21 protein-coding genes and 1 pseudogene are annotated in these 22,825 nt (G+C 71.8%); 13 read left to right on the forward strand and 9 right to left on the reverse strand.

The annotated features are described in order from the left end of the window. Window positions 1-21: 21 nt before the first annotated feature. From sucB to G9272_RS13505, 5 genes are all read left to right on the forward strand, one after another. Window positions 22-1,815, forward strand: a complete 1,794-nt coding sequence (gene sucB, locus G9272_RS13485) for a 2-oxoglutarate dehydrogenase, E2 component, dihydrolipoamide succinyltransferase (protein ID WP_171396809.1) — start codon at window positions 22-24, stop codon at window positions 1,813-1,815. Window positions 1,816-2,073: 258 nt separating this feature from the next. Beyond that, the gene (locus G9272_RS13490; protein WP_062647583.1) at window positions 2,074-2,697 is read left to right on the forward strand and encodes a GntR family transcriptional regulator; all 624 of its coding nucleotides are present in this window, start codon (window positions 2,074-2,076) and stop codon (window positions 2,695-2,697) included. Between the two features lie 294 nt (window positions 2,698-2,991). Then, entirely contained in the window at window positions 2,992-5,697 is a 2,706-nt protein-coding gene (aceE, locus tag G9272_RS13495; RefSeq protein ID WP_171396810.1) for a pyruvate dehydrogenase (acetyl-transferring), homodimeric type, read from the forward strand. Window positions 5,698-5,919: 222 nt separating this feature from the next. Further along, a complete protein-coding gene (locus tag G9272_RS13500; RefSeq protein WP_171396811.1) occupies window positions 5,920-6,945 on the forward strand; it encodes a helix-turn-helix transcriptional regulator in 1,026 nt (341 codons plus the stop codon). 67 nt (window positions 6,946-7,012) lie between these two features. Next, entirely contained in the window at window positions 7,013-7,534 is a 522-nt protein-coding gene (locus G9272_RS13505; protein ID WP_171401965.1) for a DUF4240 domain-containing protein, read from the forward strand. A 13-nt stretch (window positions 7,535-7,547) separates the two neighbouring features. On the opposite strand, the gene G9272_RS13510 is transcribed toward G9272_RS13505, so the two are convergent. Then, the gene (locus G9272_RS13510; RefSeq protein ID WP_171394566.1) at window positions 7,548-7,922 is read right to left on the reverse strand and encodes a hypothetical protein; all 375 of its coding nucleotides are present in this window, start codon (window positions 7,920-7,922) and stop codon (window positions 7,548-7,550) included. A 72-nt stretch (window positions 7,923-7,994) separates the two neighbouring features. After that, on the reverse strand, window positions 7,995-8,774 hold the full coding sequence (locus tag G9272_RS13515) for a peptidoglycan recognition protein family protein (RefSeq protein WP_171401966.1): 780 nt from the start codon (window positions 8,772-8,774) through the stop codon (window positions 7,995-7,997). A 288-nt stretch (window positions 8,775-9,062) separates the two neighbouring features. Here G9272_RS13515 and G9272_RS13520 point away from each other — a divergent pair, with 288 nt between their 5' ends. After that, entirely contained in the window at window positions 9,063-10,247 is a 1,185-nt protein-coding gene (locus tag G9272_RS13520) for a MarP family serine protease (protein WP_171396812.1), read from the forward strand. Window positions 10,248-10,260: 13 nt separating this feature from the next. Here G9272_RS13520 and G9272_RS13525 read toward each other — a convergent pair whose 3' ends face one another. After that, window positions 10,261-10,758: a GNAT family N-acetyltransferase gene (locus G9272_RS13525; RefSeq protein WP_171396813.1), complete on the reverse strand. Its 498-nt coding sequence runs from the start codon at window positions 10,756-10,758 to the stop codon at window positions 10,261-10,263. A gap of 71 nt (window positions 10,759-10,829) precedes the next feature. Between G9272_RS13525 and G9272_RS13530 the strand changes: the two genes are divergently transcribed. Together G9272_RS13530 and G9272_RS13535 are read left to right on the forward strand one after the other, a co-directional pair. Beyond that, window positions 10,830-11,723: a TIGR01777 family oxidoreductase gene (locus tag G9272_RS13530; protein ID WP_171396814.1), complete on the forward strand. Its 894-nt coding sequence runs from the start codon at window positions 10,830-10,832 to the stop codon at window positions 11,721-11,723. 161 nt (window positions 11,724-11,884) lie between these two features. Then, on the forward strand, window positions 11,885-13,303 hold the full coding sequence (locus G9272_RS13535; RefSeq protein ID WP_171396815.1) for an NAD(P)/FAD-dependent oxidoreductase: 1,419 nt from the start codon (window positions 11,885-11,887) through the stop codon (window positions 13,301-13,303). A 177-nt stretch (window positions 13,304-13,480) separates the two neighbouring features. Here the strand turns inward: G9272_RS13535 and G9272_RS13540 are convergent, their stop codons facing one another. After that, window positions 13,481-15,001 carry a regulator gene (locus G9272_RS13540; RefSeq protein ID WP_171396816.1) on the reverse strand — a complete coding sequence of 507 codons (1,521 nt, stop codon included), beginning with the start codon at window positions 14,999-15,001 and terminating at the stop codon, window positions 13,481-13,483. 245 nt (window positions 15,002-15,246) lie between these two features. Here G9272_RS13540 and lipB point away from each other — a divergent pair, with 245 nt between their 5' ends. The 4 genes from lipB (at window position 15,247) to G9272_RS13560 (ending at window position 18,378) form a co-directional block, all read left to right on the forward strand. Then, complete coding sequence (lipB, locus tag G9272_RS13545) at window positions 15,247-16,044, forward strand: lipoyl(octanoyl) transferase LipB (protein ID WP_171396817.1); 798 nt, start codon at window positions 15,247-15,249, stop codon at window positions 16,042-16,044. Window positions 16,045-16,160: 116 nt separating this feature from the next. Next, window positions 16,161-17,126, forward strand: coding sequence for a lipoyl synthase (gene lipA / locus G9272_RS13550; protein WP_171396818.1), 966 nt, complete (start codon window positions 16,161-16,163; stop codon window positions 17,124-17,126). 281 nt (window positions 17,127-17,407) lie between these two features. Continuing rightward, on the forward strand, window positions 17,408-17,608 hold the full coding sequence (locus G9272_RS13555) for an SCO2195 family GlnR-regulated protein (RefSeq protein WP_171396819.1): 201 nt from the start codon (window positions 17,408-17,410) through the stop codon (window positions 17,606-17,608). 68 nt (window positions 17,609-17,676) lie between these two features. Continuing rightward, window positions 17,677-18,378 (forward strand): DUF4191 domain-containing protein, encoded by a 702-nt coding sequence (locus G9272_RS13560; protein WP_171396820.1) that lies wholly within the window; start codon window positions 17,677-17,679, stop codon window positions 18,376-18,378. A 125-nt stretch (window positions 18,379-18,503) separates the two neighbouring features. Here the strand turns inward: G9272_RS13560 and G9272_RS13565 are convergent, their stop codons facing one another. Next, window positions 18,504-18,971 carry an RDD family protein gene (locus G9272_RS13565; RefSeq protein ID WP_171396821.1) on the reverse strand — a complete coding sequence of 156 codons (468 nt, stop codon included), beginning with the start codon at window positions 18,969-18,971 and terminating at the stop codon, window positions 18,504-18,506. A gap of 197 nt (window positions 18,972-19,168) precedes the next feature. On the opposite strand from G9272_RS13565, the gene glnA reads away from it, so the two are divergent. Further along, a complete protein-coding gene (gene glnA / locus G9272_RS13570; RefSeq protein ID WP_054237964.1) occupies window positions 19,169-20,578 on the forward strand; it encodes a type I glutamate--ammonia ligase in 1,410 nt (469 codons plus the stop codon). Window positions 20,579-20,775: 197 nt separating this feature from the next. Here the strand turns inward: glnA and G9272_RS13575 are convergent. The 4 genes and pseudogenes from G9272_RS13575 to G9272_RS13590 all read right to left on the reverse strand — a co-directional run. Continuing rightward, window positions 20,776-21,024, reverse strand: a pseudogene (locus tag G9272_RS13575) (RRQRL motif-containing zinc-binding protein); the annotation flags it as partial. After that, the gene (locus G9272_RS13580; RefSeq protein WP_171396822.1) at window positions 21,021-21,608 is read right to left on the reverse strand and encodes a GGDEF domain-containing protein; all 588 of its coding nucleotides are present in this window, start codon (window positions 21,606-21,608) and stop codon (window positions 21,021-21,023) included. The pseudogene G9272_RS13575 and the gene G9272_RS13580, both read right to left, overlap by 4 nt. 25 nt (window positions 21,609-21,633) lie before the next feature. Continuing rightward, a complete protein-coding gene (locus G9272_RS13585; RefSeq protein ID WP_171401967.1) occupies window positions 21,634-22,470 on the reverse strand; it encodes a DUF2637 domain-containing protein in 837 nt (278 codons plus the stop codon). A 61-nt stretch (window positions 22,471-22,531) separates the two neighbouring features. Continuing rightward, the gene (locus G9272_RS13590) at window positions 22,532-22,801 is read right to left on the reverse strand and encodes a DUF6284 family protein (protein ID WP_171396823.1); all 270 of its coding nucleotides are present in this window, start codon (window positions 22,799-22,801) and stop codon (window positions 22,532-22,534) included. Window positions 22,802-22,825 lie beyond the last annotated feature (24 nt).

A 22,825-nucleotide genomic window follows, 5' to 3' on the forward strand; every position in this document is an offset into this window, starting at 1 on the left:
TCGTAAGGAGCAACCGAAACCATGGCGGTTTCCGTAACCCTTCCGGCGCTCGGCGAGAGCGTCACCGAGGGCACTGTCACCCGCTGGCTGAAGGCCGAGGGTGAGCGCGTCGAGGCCGACGAGCCCCTGCTCGAGGTCTCGACCGACAAGGTCGACACCGAGATCCCCTCCCCCGCCGCCGGCATCCTGGCCTCCATCAAGGTCGCCGAGGACGAGACGGTCGAGGTCGGTGCCGAGCTCGCCGTCATCGACGACGGCACCGGCGCTCCCGCCGCCGCTCCGGCTCCGGCCGCCGAGCCGGTCGCCGAGCCCGCACCGGAGCCGGCCGCTGCCGCGCCGTCCACCGAGCAGCCGGCCCCGGCCCCCGCTCCCACCGCCGAGTCCGCCACCGGCGGCGGCTCCGCCGAGGGCACGGACGTCGTCCTGCCCGCGCTCGGCGAGTCCGTCACCGAGGGCACCGTCACCCGCTGGCTGAAGCAGGTCGGCGAGGAGGTCACCGAGGACGAGCCGCTGCTCGAGGTCTCGACCGACAAGGTCGACACCGAGATCCCGGCGCCCGTCTCCGGTGTGCTGCTCGAGATCACGGTCGGCGAGGACGAGACCGCCGAGGTCGGCGCCAAGCTCGCCGTCATCGGCGCCCCGGGCGCGGCTCCGGCCGCCGCCCCGGCCCCCGCCGCCCCGGCCCCGGCGCCCGCCGCCGCTGCCCCGGCTCCGGCCGCCCCCGCCCCGGCTCCGGCCGCCCCCGCCCCGGCTCCGGCCGCTCCGGCGCCCGCCCCGGTCGCCGCCGCTCCGGCTCCGGCCGCCCCGGCCCCCGCGCCGGTCGCCCCGGCTCCGGTCGCCCCGGCCGCCCCCGCGCCCGCCGCTCCCGCGGGTGACGACGGCGCCTACGTGACCCCGCTGGTGCGCAAGCTCGCCTCCGAGAACGGCGTCGACCTGGCCGCCGTCAAGGGCACCGGCGTCGGCGGTCGTATCCGCAAGCAGGACGTCCTCGCCGCCGCCGAGGCCGCGAAGGCCGCCGCCGCCGCTCCGGCTCCGGCCGCCGCAGCCCCGGCCGCGGGCGCCGCGAAGAAGACCCCGGCGCTCGAGGTCTCCCCGCTGCGTGGCCAGACCGTCAAGATGCCCCGCATCCGCAAGGTCATCGGCGACAACATGGTCAAGGCGCTGCACGAGCAGGCGCAGCTGTCCTCGGTCGTCGAGGTCGACATCACCCGGCTGATGAAGCTCCGCGCGCAGGCGAAGGACTCCTTCGCGGCCCGCGAGGGCGTCAAGCTCTCCCCGATGCCGTTCTTCGTGAAGGCGGCGGCCCAGGCGCTGAAGGCCCACCCGGCCGTCAACGCCCGGATCAACGTGGACGAGGGCACCATCACCTACTTCGACACCGAGAGCATCGGTATCGCGGTGGACTCCGAGAAGGGCCTGATGACCCCGGTCATCAAGCACGCGGGCGACCTGAACATCGCCGGCATCGCCAAGGCCACGGCCGACCTGGCGGGCAAGGTCCGCGCGAACAAGATCACCCCGGACGAGCTGTCCGGCGCGACCTTCACCATCAGCAACACCGGCTCGCGCGGCGCGCTGTTCGACACGATCATCGTGCCGCCGAACCAGGTCGCGATCCTCGGCATCGGTGCCACGGTCAAGCGTCCGGCCGTCATCGAGACGGAGGAGGGCACGGTCATCGGCGTCCGCGACATGACGTACCTGACCCTGTCCTACGACCACCGTCTGGTCGACGGCGCCGACGCGGCCCGTTACCTGACCGCGGTCAAGGCGATCCTGGAAGCCGGCGAGTTCGAGGTCGAACTCGGCCTCTGACCTCTCAGGGCTCGACAGCGGAAGCCCCCGTCCGGAACTCTCCGGGCGGGGGCTTCCGGCTGCCGGCTCCGAGGACGGCGGCGAGCGGGACCTGTCCGGTACCGGTCTTTACAGGCGAGCTCCGGTGTGGGCGTGTAAGTCTCGTCTCACCTGCTTGAAAGCGCCCCCGTGCGCCTCTCCTCCGCGGGCCCCCGGCCGTATTGTCTAAACGTCAAACGCCCCCGGGGGCCCGTGCGGCCCCTCCTCAAAGGAGCCCTCATGACCGCGCCCGTCGTCCACTCGCTGCGCGAACAGATCCGCGAGCACATCGTGGAGGGGATCGTCAGCGGGCGCTGGAAGCCGGGCGAGCGGATCGTGGAGCGCCGGATCGCGACCGAGCTGGAGGTCAGCCAGACGCCGGTGCGGGAGGCGCTGCGCGAGCTGGAGTCGCTGCGGTTGATCGAGTCCGCGCCGAACAAGGGCGTGCGGGTGCGCAACCTCACGGCCGCGGACCTGGAGGAGAGTTACCCCGTCCGGGCCGGCCTGGAGGCGATCGCGGCGGAGCTGGCCGCACAGCGGCTCGCGGAGGACTGCTCGGCCCTCGAACCGCATGTCGCCGCGCTCTACGAGGCGGACCGCGACGCGGACGGCACCGCCCAGGTGCGGCACACCGTCGGTTTCCACCGGGAGCTGGTCCGGGCGGCCGGCAACTCGGTGCTGCTGCACACCTGGGAGGGTCTCGGCATCGAGGTGTTCACGGCGCTGTCGATCCGCTGGCTGGGGACCGTGCAGCAGTCGTACGCGGAGGAGCACGAGGAGCTCGTCCAGGCGTTCCGGCGGCGGGACCCGAGGATCGCCGAGCTGGTGAAGGCGCATGTCCTCGGGTGTGCCCCCCGGGCGTAGTTCAGTGGAGCGTACACGCGCTCATACGTGGGCTCCGACCTGCGAAAACCCCGAAATTACGCGGCACGGGGTGCCTGCCCGAAAGGCACCCCGTGCCTACTTTCTCGCAATCGAGAGGTTTTGCCCTTCAACCCTTTGATCGATCATCGATCAGGGGGTTACAGTCGCCGACGGGCCGCGCACGGAGCCACCCATGGCACCGCACCGCAGCCCCACGCCCTGTCCTGCCAAAGACCAAGGGCACCCCCGGAACACCCTCACAGGGAACCCCCTTCGACTGAGGAAGGCGGCGACATGACCGACCCCCAGGCCATCCAGCCGAGCGCGCTCGACCAGCTCCCCGACCGGGACCCGGAGGAGACCGCCGAATGGCAGGCCTCCCTGGACGCGGTCGCCAAGGCGGCCGGGCCGCACCGTGCCGCATACCTGATGCGCCGCACGCTGGAGCGTGCCGAGGGCAACGGCATCGCGCTGCCCAAGCTGCTCGAGACGGACTACGTCAACACCATCCCCACCGCCGCCGAGCCGTCCGCGCCCGGTGACGAGGAGATGGAGCGGAAGATCACCGCGTGGAACCGCTGGAACGCGGCCGCGATGGTGACCCGGGGCGCGAAACACGGCGTCGGCGGCCACATCGCCACCTTCGCCTCCGCCGCGTGGCTCTACGAGACCGGCTTCAACCACTTCTTCAAGGGCAAGGAGGCCGACGGCTCGGGCGACCAGCTCTACATCCAGGGCCACGCCTCCCCCGGTATCTACGCCCGCGCCTTCCTCGACGGCCGGCTGACCGAGCAGCACCTCGACAACTTCCGCCAGGAGGCGGGCGGCGACGGACTCCCGTCGTACCCGCACCCGCGCCGGCTGCCCTGGCTGTGGGAGTTCCCGACGGTGTCGATGGGTCTCGGCCCGCTCTCCGCCATCTACCAGGCGCGCTTCAACCGCTATCTCACCAACCGCGGCATCAAGGACGTCTCCGCGTCCCACGTGTGGGCGTTCCTCGGTGACGGCGAGATGGACGAGCCCGAGTCGACGGCGGCACTCGCACTCGCCTCCCGCGAGGGTCTCGACAACCTGACCTTCGTCATCAACTGCAACCTCCAGCGCCTCGACGGCCCGGTCCGCGCGAACTTCAAGATCGTGCAGGAGCTGGAGGCCCAGTTCCGCGGTGCGGGCTGGAACGTCGTCAAGTCGCTGTGGGGCTCCGCCTGGGACGAGCTGTTCCAGCTCGACACCACGGGCGCGCTCGTCCGCCGGCTGCGCGAGGTACCGGACGCCCAGGTGCAGACGTACCAGACGCGTGGCGCCGCCTACATCCGCGAGGACTTCTTCGGCAAGGACCCGGCGCTCGCCGAGCTGGCGAAGCTGCTGAGCGACGACAAGATCCTCGAGTGTTTCCACCTCTCCCGCGGTGGTCACGAGGCGCGCAAGGTGTTCGCGGCCTACAAGGCGGCGGTGGAGTTCAAGGGCGCCCCGACGGTCATCCTGGCCCAGACGGTCAAGGGCCACACCCTCGGCGAGGGCTTCGCGTCGAAGAACGCCAACCACCAGATGAAGAAGCTCTCGGTGGACGAGTTCAAGACGATGCGCGACCTGCTGGAGCTGCCGATCTCGGACAGCCAGTTCGTCGACGGCGTGGTCCCCTACGGCCACCCGGGCGCCGACTCCCCCGAGGTCCGCTACCTCCAGGAGCGCCGCGCGGCCCTCGGCGGCCCGGCCCCGGCCCGCCGTACGCACGCCCTGGCCCCGCTGCCGGCCTCCGCCGACAAGACGTTCGCCTCCTTCGACAAGGGCTCCGGCTCGCAGAACGTGGCGACCACCATGGCCTTCGTCCGGCTGGTAAAGGACCTGGTCCGCGACAAGGAGACCGGCAAGCGCTGGGTGCCGATCGTCCCGGACGAGGCGCGCACGTTCGGCATGGAGAGCCTGTTCCCGTCGCTCGGGATCTACTCCCCCAAGGGCCAGACGTACGAGCCGGTCGACCGCGACCAGCTGATGTACTACAAGGAGGCCAAGAACGGCCAGATCCTCAACGAGGGGATCACCGAGGCCGGTTCGATGGCCGACTTCATCGCCGCGTCCACCGCGTACTCCACGCACGGTGAGGCGATGATCCCGTTCTACATCTTCTACTCGATGTTCGGCTGGCAGCGCACGGCCGACCAGATGTGGCAGCTCGGCGACCAGCTCGGCCGCGGCTTCCTGGTCGGCGCCACGGCCGGCCGTACGACCCTGACGGGCGAGGGCCTCCAGCACGCCGACGGCCACTCCCCGGTCATCGCCGCGACCAACCCGGCCGCCCTCAGCTACGACCCGGCGTTCGCCTACGAGATCGCGACGATCGTCAAGGACGGTCTGCGCCGGATGTACGGCGAGGCGGCCCCGGGCGAGGACCCGAACGTCTTCTACTACCTGACCGTCTACAACGAGCCGATGCCGCAGCCGGCCAAGCCGTCCGCCCCCGGCGTGGACGAGGGCATCCTCAAGGGCCTGTACCGCTTCAACACGGCGGAGTCGGCGGGCGTGGACGTGGCGGCGGCCAACGCCCCGCGCATCCAGCTCCTGGGTTCCGGCACGGCGATCCACTGGGTCCTGAAGGCACAGCGGCTGCTCGCCGAGGAGTGGGGTGTGGCCTCCGACGTGTGGTCCGCGACCTCCTGGACCGAGCTGCGCCGCGACGCGCTGGAGGCCGACGCGGCCCTTCTGCGCGGCGAGGAGCGCCTGCCGTACGTCCGTCAGGCCCTCCAGGGCGCCGAGGGCCCGGTCCTCGCGGTCTCCGACTACATGCGCCAGGTCCCGGACCAGATCGCGCAGTGGGTCGAGCAGGACTGGTCCTCGCTGGGCGCGGACGGTTTCGGCCTCTCCGACACCCGTGAGGCGGCCCGCCGCCACTTCGGCGTCGACGCCGAGTCGATCGTCGTCGCGGCCCTGGCGCAGCTCGCCCGCCGCGGCGAGGTCAAGGCGACCGCGGTGAAGGAAGCGCGCGAGCGTTACGGGCTGTAAGCCCGGGATTCGACGGTGAGGGGGTCCGGCGGCCGATGCCTGCCGGGCCCCTTTCGCCGTCCTCGGACCCTACGACGCCCGTGGCCGCACGGCCGTGGCGGCACGGCCGTGGCCGGTCGCGCGGTTCCCCGTGCCCTTGGCGGACCCGATCCGGCGCCGCCACGAGCCGGCGTATCCGGACCCGGGCCGCCCCGCCCGCGGCGCGCCCCCCATCATGTCCCCATGCGCGCTGCCCGCCTCATCAAGATGGTGCTCCTTCTCCAGTCCCGGCCCACCATGACCGCGGCCGAGCTGGCCCGGGAACTGGAGGTGTCGGAGCGGACCGTCACGCGGGACGCGCAGGCGCTGTCCGAGGCGGGCGTGCCGGTGTACGCCGAGCGGGGGCGGGCGGGGGGTTACCGGCTCGTCGGGGGATATCGGACGCGGCTGACGGGGCTGGGGCGCGGTGAGGCCGAGGCGCTGTTCCTGAGCGGGGTGCCGGGGGCGCTGCGGGAGATGGGTCTCGAGGACATCGCGTCGGCCGCGCGGCTGAAGGTGTCGGCGGCTCTGCTGCCCTCCCTGCGGGACGCCCCGCGTACGGCGGCGCAGCGGTTCCATCTGGACGCGCCCGCCTGGTTCCGGGAGCCGGCGGCGCCGGCCCTGCTGCCGGCCATCGCGGACGCGGTGTGGGACGACCGGTGCGTGAGTGCCCGCTACCGGCGCGCGGAGAGCGAGGTGGTGCGGGAGCTGGAGCCGTACGGCCTCGTGCTCAAGGCAGGGATCTGGTACCTGTGCGCCCGAGTCTGCGGGACAGGGACGGGCGCGGGCGCGGGGACGGGGACGGCAGCGGGGGCCGGGGCGTTCCGGACCTACCGCATCGACCGGTTCGTCGGCGTCGACGTCCTGGAGGATCGTTTCAGCAGGGACGAGGACTTCGATCTGCCCGGGTTCTGGAGCGCGCAGGCCGAGCGGTTCGCGCGGTCGATCCTGCGGGCCGAGGTGGTCCTGCGCCTCTCCGCGACGGGGGTGCGCAACCTGCCGTACGCCGTGGATCCGGTGGCCGCCCGGGACGCGCTGACGGGTGTCCCGGAGCCGGACGGGACGGGCTGGGTGACGGTCACCCTGCGGGTCGAGTCGGAGGAGGTGGCGCACACGCAGCTCGCGGCGCTGGGGCCGGAGGCCGAGGTGCTCTCCCCGGCCACGCTGCGGGAGCGGTTCGCCGCGGAGGCGATACGACTGACGGAGCTCTACGGGCGTCGGGAAGGGTGAGGATTGCGCTGGAATCCCCGGCACTCCGGGTGCGTCGCGCACTTCGAGGCACGATGCTGGACGCGTGATGGACGAGACGGAGTTCTGGGAGCTGGTGGACGCCTCCCGCGAGGCCGCCGAGGGCGATCCTGAGGAGCAGGCCGACCAGCTTGTGGAGCGGCTGCTCCGGCTGGACCCGGATTCCGTGCTCGACTTCGCCCGGCACTTCGAGTCCCGCTACAACCGCGCCTACCGCTGGGACCTGTGGGGCGCTGCCTGGCTGCTGCTGGACGGGGCCAGCGACGACGCCTTCGACTTCTTCCGGTGCTGGCTGATCGGACAGGGCCGCGAGGTCTTCGAGGGCGCCCTGCACGGCGACCCGGACTCGCTCGCCGATCTGCTGGACGACTTCGACGAGGAGATCGACGGGGACGGCGAGGAACTCGGCTACGCGGCCGACGAGGCCTACGAGCAGCTCACCGGGACCGTCGCCCCGGACCTCGGCATTCCGCCCGCGCCCACCGAACCCGAGGGCACACCGGTCGCCTTCGAGAACGAGGGGGCGCTGGCCGAGCGGTATCCCCGGCTGTGGCAGCGCTTCAAGGAGTGACCCGCGCCGGCGGTCACACCGCCAGCTTGCGACGGGTGCTGTCCGTCGGGATGTACGCCTGCGACTGATCGACCCGCACCGCGTGGTGCATCGGCGCCTTGTTGGCCTGCTCCAGGGCGGAGGCGGTGGTCGCGGCCGGGCCCAGGACGACCGCGGCGACGGCGCAGAGCACGGTCCAGGGGCTGCGGGCGGCCTTGGTCCAGGCCGGGCTCGGCTCCGTGGTGCCCGCGTTGCCCGTGACTCCTGTGGTTTCGGTGTTCCCCGCGTTCTCCGCGTTGCCCGAGTTGTCCGTGCTTCCCGCGTTCCCCGTGTTTCCCGTGTTTCCCGTGTTTCCCGTGTTTCCCGTGTTTCCCGTGTTTCCCGTGGACCGGTTACGACTGCCGTTCATGATCCCCGCCTCCAGTCGGCTTGTGTTGTGCATGACCGTAGGACGCGGGAATGGGAGAACCCTGAACGCCGCCTAAGGCGTTCCTGTGAGACTCCGGGCGGCCTTGGCGGCCGTTCTGCCCTGGAGCCGGGCCGCCGTTTCGCGGATCTCCGGCAGACGCGCGGTGAGGGCGGCGCCGGGGCAGCTGGTCATGTAGCCGTCTTTGTGGCCGGCCAGCGCGGGGAGGGTGGCGGTGGCGCCGGCGGCGTACCGGCTGCGGCTGTTGCTGGAGGTGAGCCGGACGTCCGTGCGCGGGTCGATGTCGGACAGCCCGAGCTTCCAGGCGGTCAGGGCGGCGATCGCGTCGACCATCGCCTGCGGCACCGGCACCCCGGCGGTGAACGTGCCGAGTGCGGCGATGCCGGCCGTGCGGTGGTTGAAGCCCTGGGTGTGGGCGCCGGTGACGGGCCGGTCGACGCCGCCCGCGCGGCCCTCGTAGATCGTGCCGCAGCGGTCGACGAGGAAGTTGTAGCCGATGTCGTCCCAGTCCCGGGCGCCGATCTGGCCCGCGTACAGGTAGCGGATGATGCGGGGCGCGTCGGCGCAGGAGTAGCCGTTGGGCGAGTCGGTGTGGTGCACGAAGACGGCGACGACCTTGTCGTCGTAGCGCGGGGGCGGCTGCGCGTGCCGGGCGAGGTCGTCCAGCCAGGCGGCGCGGGGCACGACGGGCGGCCGGACCGCCGGGTGGACGGCGGCGGGCCGGGCGGCCGGCGGGCGGCTGCCCGACGCGGCCGTGGCGGCGTGGTCGACGCCGCCCGCGCACAGCCCCAGGGCGGTCACGGCGGCGAGCCCGGGCAGGCAGCCCAGGAGCACGAGGAGCGGGCCCGGTATCCGCGCCGGGCGCCGTCCTCGGGTTCCCCGCGCGCCGCGGGCGGCCGGTCGGAGGGCACACATAAGGCCACTGTCGACCGGTTCCGGTCCGTCCGCGATGTGTGCTGTGCCACCTGGTGGAACCATCCTCCCGGTCCACGACGTTTTCCGGGGTATCACGCATGCGTGGCCGGTTCGGTCGGTCACGCGCGCGTGATCGACGGGTAGCTGATCACTGGGCCCTTCCCGCACGTACTCACCGACCAGGGGTTCCAACAGAAAGGCGGCCGTGTGGACCTGCTCGACATCCTGCTGGTGCTGGTGATCCTGGCCTACGCCGGCTCCGGCTACCGGCGCGGACTGGTGGCCGGCTGTGTCTCGCTCGCCGGGTTCGTGGGCGGCGCGGTGATCGGCGTGTGGGTCCTGCCGTGGCTGATGGACCTGGTGACACCGGCGACCACGGCGGCGACGGTGACGGCGGTGCTCACGGTCCTCCTCCCCGCGGTGGCCGGACACGAGCTGGCGGGGCGGCTGGCGCTGCGGCTGCGACGTGAGCTGGACCGCGGGCCGCTCAGGGTGGCCGACGGGGTCGGCGGGGCGGCGGCGAACGCGGTGGCGGTGCTCATCGTGGCGTGGGTGGCGGCGAGCGTGCTGGGCGCGTCCTCGTCCCCGGTGGTCACGTCGTCGATACGGGACTCCCGGCTGCTGGGGGCCGTGCAGGACGCCATGCCGGACACCACGCCCACCTGGTTCTCGCGGGCCACCTCGGCACTGACCCAGGCGGGCTTCCCGCAGGTCTTCAACCCGTTCGAGAACGAGTCGACGGCCGAGGTCGCCAAGCCCACCGGCGACAGCGTCACCCCGAGCGCGACCGACGCGGCCAAGCTGAGCACGGTGAAGATCGAGGGTGTCTCGGGCGACCAGGGCCGCGAGGGCAGCGGCTTCGTGTACGCGAGCGAGCATGTGATGACCAACGCGCACGTGGTGGCGGGCATCGACGACCCGACCGTACGGATCGGCGGCGTGGGCCGGTCGTACGACGCGCGCGTGGTGCTCTTCGACCCGGACAAGGACGTGGCCGTGCTGTACGTGCCGGACCTGAGGGCGCCGGTCCTGAGTTTCGACGACGACGCCTCGCGCGGGGACTCGGCGGTCGTCGCCGGCTATCCGCAGGACGGCGACCTGAACCTCCAGGCGGCGACGGTAGCGAACCGGGTGAAGGCGACCGGCCGGAACATCTACAACGACGAGATCGTCACCCGGGAGATCTACTCGATCCGCTCCACCGTCCGCCCCGGCAACTCCGGCGGCCCGCTGCTGACCACCGCGGGCCGGGTCTACGGCGTCGTCTTCGCCCGCTCCACCTCCGACGACGAGACGGGGTACGTGCTCACGGCGGCCGAGGTGGCCGGCGACGCCGAGCGGGCGGCGAAGGCGACGGAGCCGGTGGACACGGGGAAGCTGGCGACCTCCTGAGCCCCGCGGCGCTCTACAACGGGCGCCCCATGAACACGTCGTCCACGTACTCCCCACCCAGCAGGAACTCCTCCGGCAGGACGCCCTCCACCACGAAACCCTCGGACTCGTAGAGCTTGCGGGCCGGGGTGTTGTGACCGAGGACGCGCAGGGTGATCCGCCGGGCGCCCTGTCGGCGGGCCTCCTCGAGGGCGGCGCGGATCAGCGCCCGCCCGACGCCCCGGCCGCGCCCCTCGTCGAGGACGGCGAGGCCCTGTATCTGCCGCACGTGGGCGTTGCAGGCGAGCGAGGTGGGCAGGGCGAGGCGGACGTAGCCGATGACTCGATCGTCCAGTTCGGCGACCAGATGGTCCGCGGGGACGTGGCGCTCGTCGAAGAAGGGCTTGTACGGCGGCTCCGGCTCGGGCGTGACCGCGTGCAGAGGGGACCAGGTCAGACGGTCGACGAGGGCCAGCGCCTCCGCGTCGGCGGACCGTGCGGTGCGGATGCGGGGTGCGGAAAGTTCGGGCATGGCCGTCACCCTATGGCGGGGAGACGGCGCCCAGACCGGGGTTTTATCGGGTCACCGGGCAGGATGGCCGCATGGAACGTGAGCGAATCGCGGTGGCCGGTGCCTCCGGCCTGATCGGCAGTGCCCTGGTGCGGTCCCTGACCGCGGACGGGCACCGGGTGGTACGCCTCGTGCGCCATGCGCCCCGGGGCGCGGACGAGGTGCGCTGGGACCCCGAACGGGGGCAGGTGGACACGGCCGGGCTCGCCGGATGCGACGCCGTGGTCAATCTGGCCGGGGCGGGGGTCGGCGACCGGCGCTGGAGCGAGGCGTACAAGAAGCGGATCCACGACAGCCGGGTACACGGTACGACGGCGCTGGCGAAGGCCGTCGCCTCGCTCGACGAACGGCCGCGGGTGTTCGTGAACGGCAGCGCGATGGGTCTGTACGGCGAGACGGGCGAGCGGGTCGTGGACGAGGGCTCGCCCGCCGGGAGCGGCTTCCTGCCGGAGCTGTGCGTGGAGTGGGAGGCGGCCGCGGGTCCCGCCCAGGAGGCGGGCGTCCGTACCGTCTTCACCCGGACCGGGCTGGTCGTGGCGCGCGGCGGCGGGGCCTGGGGCAAGCTGTTCCCCCTCTTCACGGCCGGGCTCGGGGGGCGGATGGGCGACGGCCGGCAGTACTGGTCGTACATCGCGCTGCACGACGAGGTGGCGGCGATCCGGCATCTACTCGACCGGGACGACCTGTCGGGGCCGTTCAATCTGACCGCGCCCGAGCCGCTGACGAACCGGGAGATCACCGAGGCGATGGGGCGGGTGCTGCACCGGCCGACGCTGTTCGCGGTGCCGGCTCCGGTGCTGCGCTCGGTGCTGGGCGAGATGGCCGGGGACGTGCTGGGCAGCGCGCGGGTGGTGCCGAAGCGGCTGCTGGAGTCCGGGTTCACCTTCGCGTTCCCTGGGATCGAGGACGCCATCCGGGCAGCCTGATCCTTCACGTGACCGTATGCGACCGCCGTGCGACCGTGCCCTGCCCATGCGCGACTGTTCCTGACCGATCACGGCCCTAACCTCGACCCGAACTCGGGTATCCGGGACGGCTGTTGGGGGCATGACGTCTCCACCGGCCGCGCAACCTCGAGGAGGGGCACGTGCTTGAGCCCGCGTACCAGGCAGACGTCGTCGTGGTGGGAGCCGGTGTCGCCGGACTCTCCGCCGCGCATCGGCTGGCCAGCGCAGGAGTAACGACCGCAGTCCTGGAGGCCGCTCCTTACGTGGGCGGCCGCATGTCGACGGAGAAGGTCGACGGTTTCCGGCTCGACCGCATCGGGCAGCTGCTGTCCACGGCGTATCCGGAACTGGACCTGACACCGGGGCTGGACGCGCTCGTCCTGCGTCCGTTCGCGCCGGGGGTCCTGCTGCACAGCGACGGGCGCCATCACCGCGCGGGCGCGCAGGCCGGCGCGGGGAGCGCAAGGGGCGCACTGCACGCCGTACGCGCCCTGGCGAGCGTTCCCCGGCCGGGCGCGCTGCCCAGGCCGCGCGCCGGCGGCTCCCCGGCCACGCAGGTGCGTCCGGCGCCGCCGCCCAGGGTCCGGGCGGGGGCGCCGCTGGGCACCGCCGTGGACCAGGCCCGGCTGGGCGCCGCGCTCACCCGGCTCGCGGTCACCCCCGCCGAACGGCTGATGCGCCGCCCGGAGTCGCCGGCCGCCCAGGCCCTCGCAGCCCGTGGTCTGCCCGCCCGCACGATCGACGGCTTCCTGCGTCCGCTGCTCGCCGCGCTGCTCTGCGACCCCGACCTCACCACCTCCAGCCGGTGCGCGGACCTCGCGCTGCGCGCCTTCGCGGCCGGCCGGCTGTCGCTGCCGGAGGGCGGGGCCGAGGTACTGCCCGAGCTGCTCGCGCGGACGCTGCCGCCGGGCACCGTGCACACCGGGGTGCGGGTCACCTCGGTCTCCACGACCTCGGTGACCACCGCCGAGCACGGTGAGTTCCGCTGCCGCGCCGTGCTGGTCGCCACCGACGCGCGCACCGCGGCGGAGCTGCTGCCCGGGCTGCGGGTGCCCGACTTCCATCCGGTGACGGTCGTCCACCACACGACGGACGACCCGCCCGGGACCGGAGCCTCGCTGCTCCTCGACGCCGACCGGGGCGGGCCGGTCGCGCACACGGCCGTGGTCAGCCGGGTCGATCCCAGCCGCGCGCCCGCGGGACGTGCGCTGATCTCGTCCACGGTCCTCGGCACACCGCCGCCGGGCGTCGACACCGCCGTACGCATGCATCTGTCCCGGCTGTACGGCACCTCGACCGCGCGCTGGGAGACGCTGGCCGTGCATCACACAGCCGAGGCCGTGCCGGCGATGCGGGCGCCGCACGATCTGCGGCGGGCGGTGCGGTTGCTGGCGGGCCTGTACGTGTGCGGTGACCATCGGGACACCAGCACCGTGCAGGGCGCGCTGCACTCGGCGCACCGGGCCGCGTCGGCGATCGTCTCCGATCTGGGCGCCGCCGGTTCACTGCGCCTGGCCGACCCGCGCCCGACGGCCCGCGAGGAGCAGGCGGCGGCGTGAGCGATGGGCCGGGGTACCCCTGGGGCCCCGCCCCCAGACCCCCGGCCTGTGCCCACCCACCACCATGTCGGTCAGTGGAAAGGCGACGGCCGGGCACTTCAGCCCGTCCGGCGTTCGAGGACGAGGCCCGTTCAGGGCCGATAGGGGGTCCGGGGCGGCAGCCCCCAGGGGCCGGGGTCAGCCCAGCGCCGACACCTTGTCGCGGTAGGTGCGGGCCGGCGCCGCGTCCTTGTACGGCTCGAGTCGGCGTTCGAAGTCCCGGACGTACTCCAGTGCGCGGACGGACCGCATCTCCGCCGCCTGCCCGGCGGCCTCCGCGGCCAGTTGGCAGGCCTGGTCGAGTTCGCCGAGGCCCAGCCGGGCGGAGGCGAGGACGACCCGGCAGAACACCCGACTGCGGGCATGCGCGGCGGGACGCAGCTGGAGGGAGCGTTCGGCGTGCTGGGCGGCCGCCCGGAACTGCTGGAGGTCGCGGTGGCAGTGCCCGAACTCGTCGGCGAGCTGCGCCTCGTCGAAGAAGCGCGCCCAGTGCGGCACCTCGTCGCCGGACTTGGCCGCCTCCAGCGCGCGTTCGGCGCGGACGAGGGCGGCGGTCGAGGCACGCACCTCGCCGAGCACCCCGTGCCCGCGCGCCTCCGCCGAGTGCAGCAGCGCCTGCACGACGGCCGGGGCGCCCGTGCCGACCCCCTGCTGGGCCACCCGCGCGAGCTGCACGGCCTCGCGCCCGTGGCCGAGATAGACGGCCTGGCGGCTCATGGTGACGAGGACGAAGGAGCCGTACGCCCGGTCCCCGGCCGCCTGGGAGAGGCGCAGGGCCTGGACGAAGTAGCGCTGGGCCAGGCCGTGCGCGGCGATGTCGAAGGAGGTCCAGCCCGCGAGGCGGGTCAGGTCCGCGGCCGCGCCGAACAGCCGGCGGCCGGTCTGCTCGCCGTACGCGCCACGCAGCATCGGCTCGCACTCGTGCTCCAGGTAGCGCACGAGGGCCTGGCGGGCGTGACCGCCGCCGTACCGGTCGTCGAGGGTGCGGAAGAGCTCGCCGACCGAGCGGAGCGCGGAGATGTCGCCGCCGGTGACCCGCTGGCCGAGGCCCCGCTCACCGCCCTGGCCGCGCTGCCGGGGGACGGCCGCCGGACCGGGCAGCACCTGGGCCGGCGCCACCATGGGCGGCGTGGACGCGGGCTGCTGGGGCACGGCGGGCCGGGGCGCCGAACGGCCCTGGACGGGCACCCGGGCGGGCGGCTCGCTGCGGGCGACCTTCTCGTCGGCCCGCCCGATCAGCCAGTCACGGCTCGGCACGACGAGCCCCGCCGGGGTGAAGGCGATCTTGCGGAGCTCCGCATGACTGCCGGAGTCCTTGCGCCAGAGCCCGCCGACGATGTCGATGGCCTCCTCGGGGGTACCGGCGAACTCCAGGCCCGCGTAGACGGGGGCACAGGCGTCCAGGCCGAGGTCCTGGGCGGTGAGACGACGGCCCAGGCGCCGGGTGAAGACCTCGGCGATGAGCGCGGGGGTGGTGCCCCGGGGCTGCTGCCCACGCAGCCAGCGGGTGACGGACGTCTTGTCGTATCTGAGATCCAGCCCGTGTTCGAGGCCGAGCTGATCGACGCGACGGGCCAGTCCCGCGTTGGAGAAGCCCGCTTCTGCGATGAGCGCGGCGAGCTGGCGGTTGGGAGTGCGCTGCGCGGGTCGTTCCGTCATCTGCGGTGCGGTCTCCTGCCTGCCGGGCCTTTGACGTGCCCGGATGAAGTGCCCTGCTGCTGTGAGCAGCCCTTTTGGCCTCGTGAACGGCGCGAATGTAGCGGAGCGTAAGCAGCCGGTCGCACATATCGACGTTCATTCATCCGATCGTGTGAGGATTGACCCCAGGGCTGACGCGGAACGCGCGGACGTACAGTGGCTTGGGCGCGTTTCGTGCCTGACGACTTTCCAGGGAGGCGCTTGCCGTGAGCGAGCTGCGGTTCGTCCGGATGGGGTTCGGCGGAGACGCCGTCGAGTACCAGGAGGCGTGGGACGAGCAACGCCGCGTGCACGCGGCGCGGTTCACCGACGAGGTTCCGGACACCGTGCTGCTCCTGGAGCACCCCCCGGTGTACACCGCGGGCCGGCGCACCGCCGATGACGAGCGCCCCCTGGACGGCACCCCGGTCGTGGACGTGGACCGCGGCGGCAAGATCACCTGGCACGGGCCGGGACAGCTGGTGGGCTACCCGATCCTGAAGCTGCCGCGCCCGGTGGACGTCGTGGCGCACGTACGTCGTCTGGAAGAGGCCCTGATCCGTGCCTGCGCGGAGTTCGGCCTGGAGACCACGCGGGTCGAGGGCCGCAGCGGGGTGTGGGTGCTCGGCGATCCGGTGGAACGGCGCCCGTCGCTCGGCGGCCTGTCGCTGGACTTCGACCCCCGGCTCACGGACGACCAGTTCGACCCGCGCCTGAACGGTCCCGAGTACGCCCCCTCCAACGCCGGCCAGCGCCGCGAGGACCGCAAGCTCGCCCAGATCGGCATCCGGGTCGCCAAGGGCGTCACGATGCACGGCTTCGCGCTCAACGTGAACCCGGACAACAAGTGGTTCGACCGGATCATCCCGTGCGGGATCCGGGACGCGGGTGTCGCCTCGCTGGCGAACGAGCTGGGCCGCGACGTCACGATCGACGAGGTGCTGCCGGTGGTCGAGCGGCAGCTGAAGGAGGTCCTCGAGACCGCGGAACCGAAGCCGCGGGAGATCGAGAAGGCGACCGCCTGACCGGGAATGGGCCCCTCGGCTCTGAGGTTGGCCTCACAGCAGAACCCGGTAAACACGGGCGTACCCTGGTGTACGCCGAAGAATCGAAAGTCTACGCAGACAGGCAGGGAGCCGACGTGTCCGCAGTCGCACCCGACGGACGCAAGATGCTGCGCCTGGAGGTCCGCAACAGCCAGACCCCCATCGAGCGCAAGCCCGAGTGGATCAAGACCCGGGCGAAAATGGGTCCCGAGTACACCAAGATGCAGAACCTCGTGAAGAGCGAGGGTCTGCACACCGTGTGCCAGGAAGCCGGCTGTCCCAACATCTACGAGTGCTGGGAAGACCGTGAGGCCACCTTCCTGATCGGCGGCGACCAGTGCACCCGGCGCTGCGACTTCTGCCAGATCGACACCGGCAAGCCCGAGGCGCTGGACCGCGACGAGCCGCGGCGCGTCGGTGAGTCCGTCGTCACGATGGACCTGAACTACGCCACCATCACCGGCGTCGCCCGCGACGACCTGGAGGACGGCGGGGCCTGGCTGTACGCCGAGACGGTCCGGCAGATCCACGCGCAGACCGCCGAGCGGGCGGCCGGACGCACGAAGGTGGAGCTGCTCGCCCCCGACTTCAACGCCGTTCCGGAGCAGCTGGCGGAGGTCTTCTCCTCGCGGCCCGAGGTCTTCGCGCACAACGTCGAGACCGTCCCGCGGATCTTCAAGCGGATCCGGCCCGGCTTCCGCTACGAGCGTTCGCTGAACGTCATCACGGCCGCCCGTGACTACGGGCTCGTCACCAAGTCGAACCTGATCCTCGGCATGGGCGAGACCCGCGAGGAGGTCAGTGACGCGCTTCGGCAGCTGCACGAGGCCGGCTGCGAACTGGTCACCATCACGCAGTACCTGCGGCCCTCCGTGCGCCACCACCCGGTGGAGCGCTGGGTCAAGCCGCACGAGTTCGTGGAGCTGAAGGAGGAGGCCGAGCAGATCGGCTTCTCCGGCGTGATGTCGGGCCCGCTGGTACGGTCCTCCTACCGTGCCGGGCGCCTGTACCAGATGGCCGTCGAGAAGCGTGGCGCGTTCATCGCCTCACAGGCTGTCTGACGCGACGTCAGCTTCCTTGCACCGTACGGTCGCAGGCCGACTGTGTGAATTCGCGCACAAGCTGCTACTCGCCAGTAGTGACCGATATGACGCGGCCCCGGCCGTCCTCGCAGATGAGGGCGTACGCCGGGGTCGCGTCAGCGTTTCGGCCCTGCGCATCAAGGCTTCATTCGTGTTTGACCGGTCGGTCACGCCCTGGTAACACCAATCAGTGACGCTGGTATCACATCAGGTGCACCAGACAGCCCCGTACCCGAAGCCGTCCGAGGGGGACACCCACCATGCAGGCCGCGCCCGTTCGCGCCACCGCGATCCCGACCTTCAGCACCGCACTGCGCGCCGTCGAGTCGCTGCTCATGAGCAGCGGCCAGCGCACCGCCCGTCGCAACGCCTGGACCTCCGTGCTGGAGGACCGCCGTCGCGCCAAGGACCGGGTCGAGGCGCAGCGCGTCCTCGAAGCGGTCACCTCCGCCCGCCCCTGACCCACCCCCTCCCCACACCTCCCCTCCTGCCGTCGTAGGCGCCTCCGGGGCCACGTAGACTTTGCGGCATGGCGAGAAGTGACAGCGCGGCGGACGCCGCTAACCCCGGGCGACTGAAGCAGATCGCCCTGACGTTCAAGATGACCCACAAGGCCGACAAGACGATCGGTTTTGTCCTTGCGGGTGTCTTCCTCATCACCTTCGGCGTCTTTCTCGCGATCGGTTTCCTGATCGGCCACCCGGTCTACCTGGGCATCCTGGGCTTCCTGCTCGCCTTCCTCGCGACGGCGATCGTGTTCGGACGCCGGGCCGAGCGGGCCGCCTTCGGTCAGATGGAGGGCCAGCCGGGCGCTGCCGCGGCCGTCCTCGACAACATCGGCCGAGGCTGGACGACGACCCCCGCGGTGGCGATGAACCGCAGCCAGGACGTGGTGCACCGGGCCGTCGGCAAGGCCGGCATCGTCCTGGTCGCCGAGGGCAACCCGAACCGGGTGAAGAGCCTGCTGGCCGCCGAGAAGAAGAAGATGAACCGCATCGTCGCGGACGTGCCGGTGCACGATGTGATCGTCGGTACGGGCGAGGGCCAGGTCGCGCTGAAGAAGCTGCGCACCACCCTGCTGAAGTACCCGCGGGTCCTGGCCGGCCCGCAGGTGACCGCCACCAACGACCGGCTGCGCGCCATGGGCGACCTGATGAGCAACATGCCGCTGCCGAAGGGTCCGATGCCGAAGGGCATGCGCCTGCCGAAGGGCGGCGGCAAGGCCCGCTGAGCCACCTTCCCCACACGTCACGAAGGGGGCGCCCGGATCACTCCGGGCGCCCCCTTCGTCGTACCGGTAGCCCTTGGCCGTACCGGCTGCACTGGCTGCTCGGATCCGGACCTCGTGCCGGAATCTCAGATCCGGACTTCCACCGTGCGGGCCAGGCGGTCGTGCAGGCCACGGCCGTCGCGGTCCCAGATCAGGGCCGGGACGGCCAGGCAGAGCAGGATCGTGCGCGCCACGGCACGCAGGGGGCTGACCGTGCCGGTCTCGACGGACACCACCCGCAGGCCGAACAGGCGCTTGCCCGGGGTGGAGCCGATCGTGCCGACCGTCAGGACGCTCAGCACGAAGAAGACGAGCAGGGCCCAGTTGCTGGTCGCCGGCCGGTAGCCGTCCGTGATCAAGCTGTATGCGATCAAGACGCCGAAGCCCCAGTCCACGGCCAGCGCCCCGAGCCGCCGACCGGGGCGGGCGATCGAGCCCGGCCCGTGCTCCGGCAGACCGAGCTGCTCGCCCCTGTATCCGAAGTCGACACCGGCTTCCTCAGCGGCTGCGCGGGGGCCCGAGAGCCACGAGCCGATTGCATCCCTGTTGTCCACCCGACCACGGTACTGCGCCCGTTTCGCGATACGGACAGGTGGGGTACACCGGGCAGGCTCCGGTTAACTTGTGCGAAACAAATGGGTCACGCCCGAGAAATCACCCGTCCCTAGGGTCGATGACAGCGTGTGCCACCGCACTGGCCGCACGAACGAACTACCACCCCGGCTCGACGGCCGGGAGTAGGAGGAGCTGGATGTTCCAGAACGCCGACGAGGCCAAGAAGTTCATCGCGGACGAGGACGTCAAGTTCGTCGACGTCCGCTTCTGCGACCTGCCGGGCGTCATGCAGCACTTCACGCTGCCCGTCGAGGCGTTCGACCCGGACGAGGAGCTCGCCTTCGACGGCTCGTCGATCCGTGGTTTCCAGGCCATCCACGAGTCCGACATGGCGCTGCGCGCCGACCTGTCGACCTCGCGCGTGGACCCGTTCCGCCGTGACAAGACGCTGAACATCAACTTCTTCATCCACGACCCGATCACGGGCGAGCAGTACTCCCGTGACCCGCGCAACGTGGCGAAGAAGGCGGAGGCGTACCTGGCGTCGACCGGTATCGCCGACACCGCGTACTTCGGCCCCGAGGCCGAGTTCTACGTATTCGACAGCGTGCGCTTCCAGACCTCCGCGAACGAGTCCTTCTACCACATCGACTCCGAGGCCGGCGCCTGGAACACCGGTGCGATCGAGAACAACCGCGGTTACAAGGTCCGCTACAAGGGCGGCTACTTCCCGACCCCGCCGGTCGACCACTTCGCCGACCTGCGTGCGGAGATCTCCCTGGAGCTGGCCGCGTCCGGCCTCCAGGTCGAGCGCCAGCACCACGAGGTGGGCACCGCCGGCCAGGCCGAGATCAACTACAAGTTCAACACGCTGCTCGCCGCGGCCGACGACCTCCAGCTCTTCAAGTACATCGTGAAGAACGTCGCCTGGCGCAACGGCAAGACCGCGACCTTCATGCCGAAGCCGATCTTCGGCGACAACGGCTCGGGCATGCACGTCCACCAGTCGCTGTGGACCGGCGGTTCCCCGCTGTTCTACGACGAGGCCGGCTACGCGGGTCTGTCGGACATGGCCCGCTACTACATCGGCGGCATCCTCAAGCACGCCCCGTCGCTGCTGGCCTTCACCAACCCGACGGTGAACTCCTACCACCGTCTGGTCCCGGGCTTCGAGGCCCCGGTCAACCTGGTGTACTCGCAGCGCAACCGCTCCGCGGCCATGCGTATCCCGATCACGGGCTCCAACCCGAAGGCCAAGCGCGTCGAGTTCCGCGCGCCCGACTCCTCCGGCAACCCGTACCTGGCGTTCTCCGCCCTGCTGCTCGCGGGCCTGGACGGCATCAAGAACAAGATCGAGCCGGCCGAGCCGATCGACAAGGACCTCTACGAGCTGGCCCCCGAGGAGCACGCGGGCGTCGCGCAGGTCCCGACCTCGCTCCCGGCCGTCCTCGACCGCCTCGAGGCGGACCACGAGTTCCTGCTCGCCGGTGACGTCTTCACGTCCGACCTGATCGAGACGTGGATCGACTACAAGCGCACCAACGAGATCGCCCCGCTCCAGCTGCGCCCGCACCCGCACGAGTTCGAGCTCTACTTCGACGTGTGATATCGCCCCAGGTCAGAGCACCTGTTTGCTCTCCTGGGCCGTCTGTGGGCCGTCGGTCGTGCTCTTCCCACTCCGGGAAGCGCGCGGCCGGCGGCCTTTTGCGTTCACGGTCCGGGAGACACTCCCTTTTCGGGGTAGGCACACGGCACACACATGCCGAGGGACGGCGGGATGACGTATCCGGCGTCACGTCGGCACTGAGGGCAGGTGCGGCGGGCGGTGTTGGCCTTGGCCAGAGCCGCCCACCGAGCCGGCGTCATGGGGCGTACCGCTTGGCCAGGTCGACGCGGTAGAGGTAGGCGACCAACGGTTCCCGGCGGCGGGGCCGTTCGAGCTGAGCGGCCACATCCTGACCACCCGGGGTGCAGATTCCGGGCCCGAAGCTGTCGGCGGGTGGCGTAGCCGTCCGGGGCCAGGTGCCACCGGTAGACCGGCAGCGTGCTCATGCCGCGCCGCACCGTCCGGGACGGCGTCCGGCGACCGACCCGAGCAGCCGCCCGAGACGGGCCCGGCGGGGCCCGGACCGGCCGGACCGCTTTGCCGCGTACATGGCCTCGTCAGCGCGGCGCAGCAGCGCGGACAGGTCCTCGCCCGGATGGTCGGCGGCCCGCACCCACCCGAGGGACACCGTGGCGTGCACTTCGGGGTTGGTGTCGACCGGTCGGGCGAGGACGCGGGCGAGGGTGTGAAGCCGGTCGGCCATGGTGCCGTCGCGGTCGACGACGACGGCGGCGAATTCGTCCCCACCGAGCCGTCCTGCGACACCGCCGGGCGTGGTGCCGTGGGCGAGGCGAGCGGCGACCGTGGCGAGCAGGACGTCACCGGCGGCGTGGCCGTGGGTGTCGTTGATCTGCTTGAAGTGGTCGACGTCCGCCAGCACGACCACAGCGCCGGGGTCTCGCAGCAGACGGCGGGCCCGCCGGGCGAACGCGTCCCGCGTCCACAGCCCGGTCAGCGGGTCACGGCGGGCCGAAGTCAGCCGTCCGTGCAGCCACCGGGCGTGTACCGCCCACCCGAGAGCGGGCGGCACGGCCGGTAAGAGCGCGGCGAGGTGCTCACGGCGTCACCGCCGTCGCGGCGCGTTCGGCGAGCAGGGCGTCACGCAGCATCCGCGCGTTCGCCGGCGAGGTGTGCACCTCGCGGCGGATCCCCTCCGCCGTGATCTGCACATCCGTCCAACCGGCCGTGACCGACCGCGCTTCGGCGAGCACCTGATCAGGGGTGCGCTTCGGGCGGGGCGATCGGGCGGCCTGCGGAACCCGACCCGTCGCCCGACGCGTCCGGCCCGATACCGCCGGGACCGACCGAACCACAGGCGCCGGAATCGGCGCGGCGATCGCCCGTACGGGCTTGAGCGACAGAGTCGACTTGCCCAGGTCGACCGCGACCGGATCCGGCACCCTCAGCCGGGTCAGCGTGACCGTGGGCGCCGGGGTCGATTCGAGCAGGTCAGCCGTAGACCGATTCCTCTCGATTTCAGTGGATTCCTCCGCATTCGTGTCTACGGAGGGAATCGGGGCGGGGCGGTGGTGCAGCACCTTCGCGACCAGATCGGATCCGAAGTAGATCGCCCCGACCGGAAGCGACGTCGCCAGCAGCACCAGCGCCCAGTTCGCCGCGTCCCACTCTGCGACTCGACCCAACTCGACCGACCGGCCGTGCAGCTCCGGGACCAGTCCGTGCACGTAGTTCAGGACCAGCGAGGCGATCGTGTAGGTACCCAGCACCCGCAACGCGAACTTGCGGTCGTCGTCCACCAGAACAAGCGTGGCAATCAGCGCCAGCGCCATCAGTCCGTCGACCACGAACGGGTAGAGGATGGCGGCGGCATCATCCGCGCCAATCGCGCCGGCGATGTCCCGCAACGCGTTCCACGAGACGCGGAACGCCATCCCGACCACACCGACCAGCACCAGCACCAGCACGGCACGGCACGGCCCTTGCGGCGAAGGTTCATGCCGCGCCGCCCGCCGTGCTCGCGCCGACCGTGCGGTTGGCCAGGTCCCGCCGCGCGTTCAGCACCCGGTTACGGGCCCGGCGGATCCGGCGGGTGTCGACCTCGTTCTCGGGGTGGTCCATGGCCTTGATCTGCGCGTCGAGTAGGTCAACCTCCGCCAGGATCAGCGGGGACTCCAGCTCGATCGCGTCCAGCTCAGCGTTCGTCGGCTCGATCCAGTCGGCGAACGCGGTAACAGCGGTCTGAACAGTGACGATGTTGTTCATTGGGTCGTGGTCTCGCTAGTAGGT

Source organism: Streptomyces asoensis, assembly GCF_013085465.1.
GTDB classification, from domain to species: Bacteria; Actinomycetota; Actinomycetes; order Streptomycetales; family Streptomycetaceae; genus Streptomyces; species Streptomyces cacaoi_A.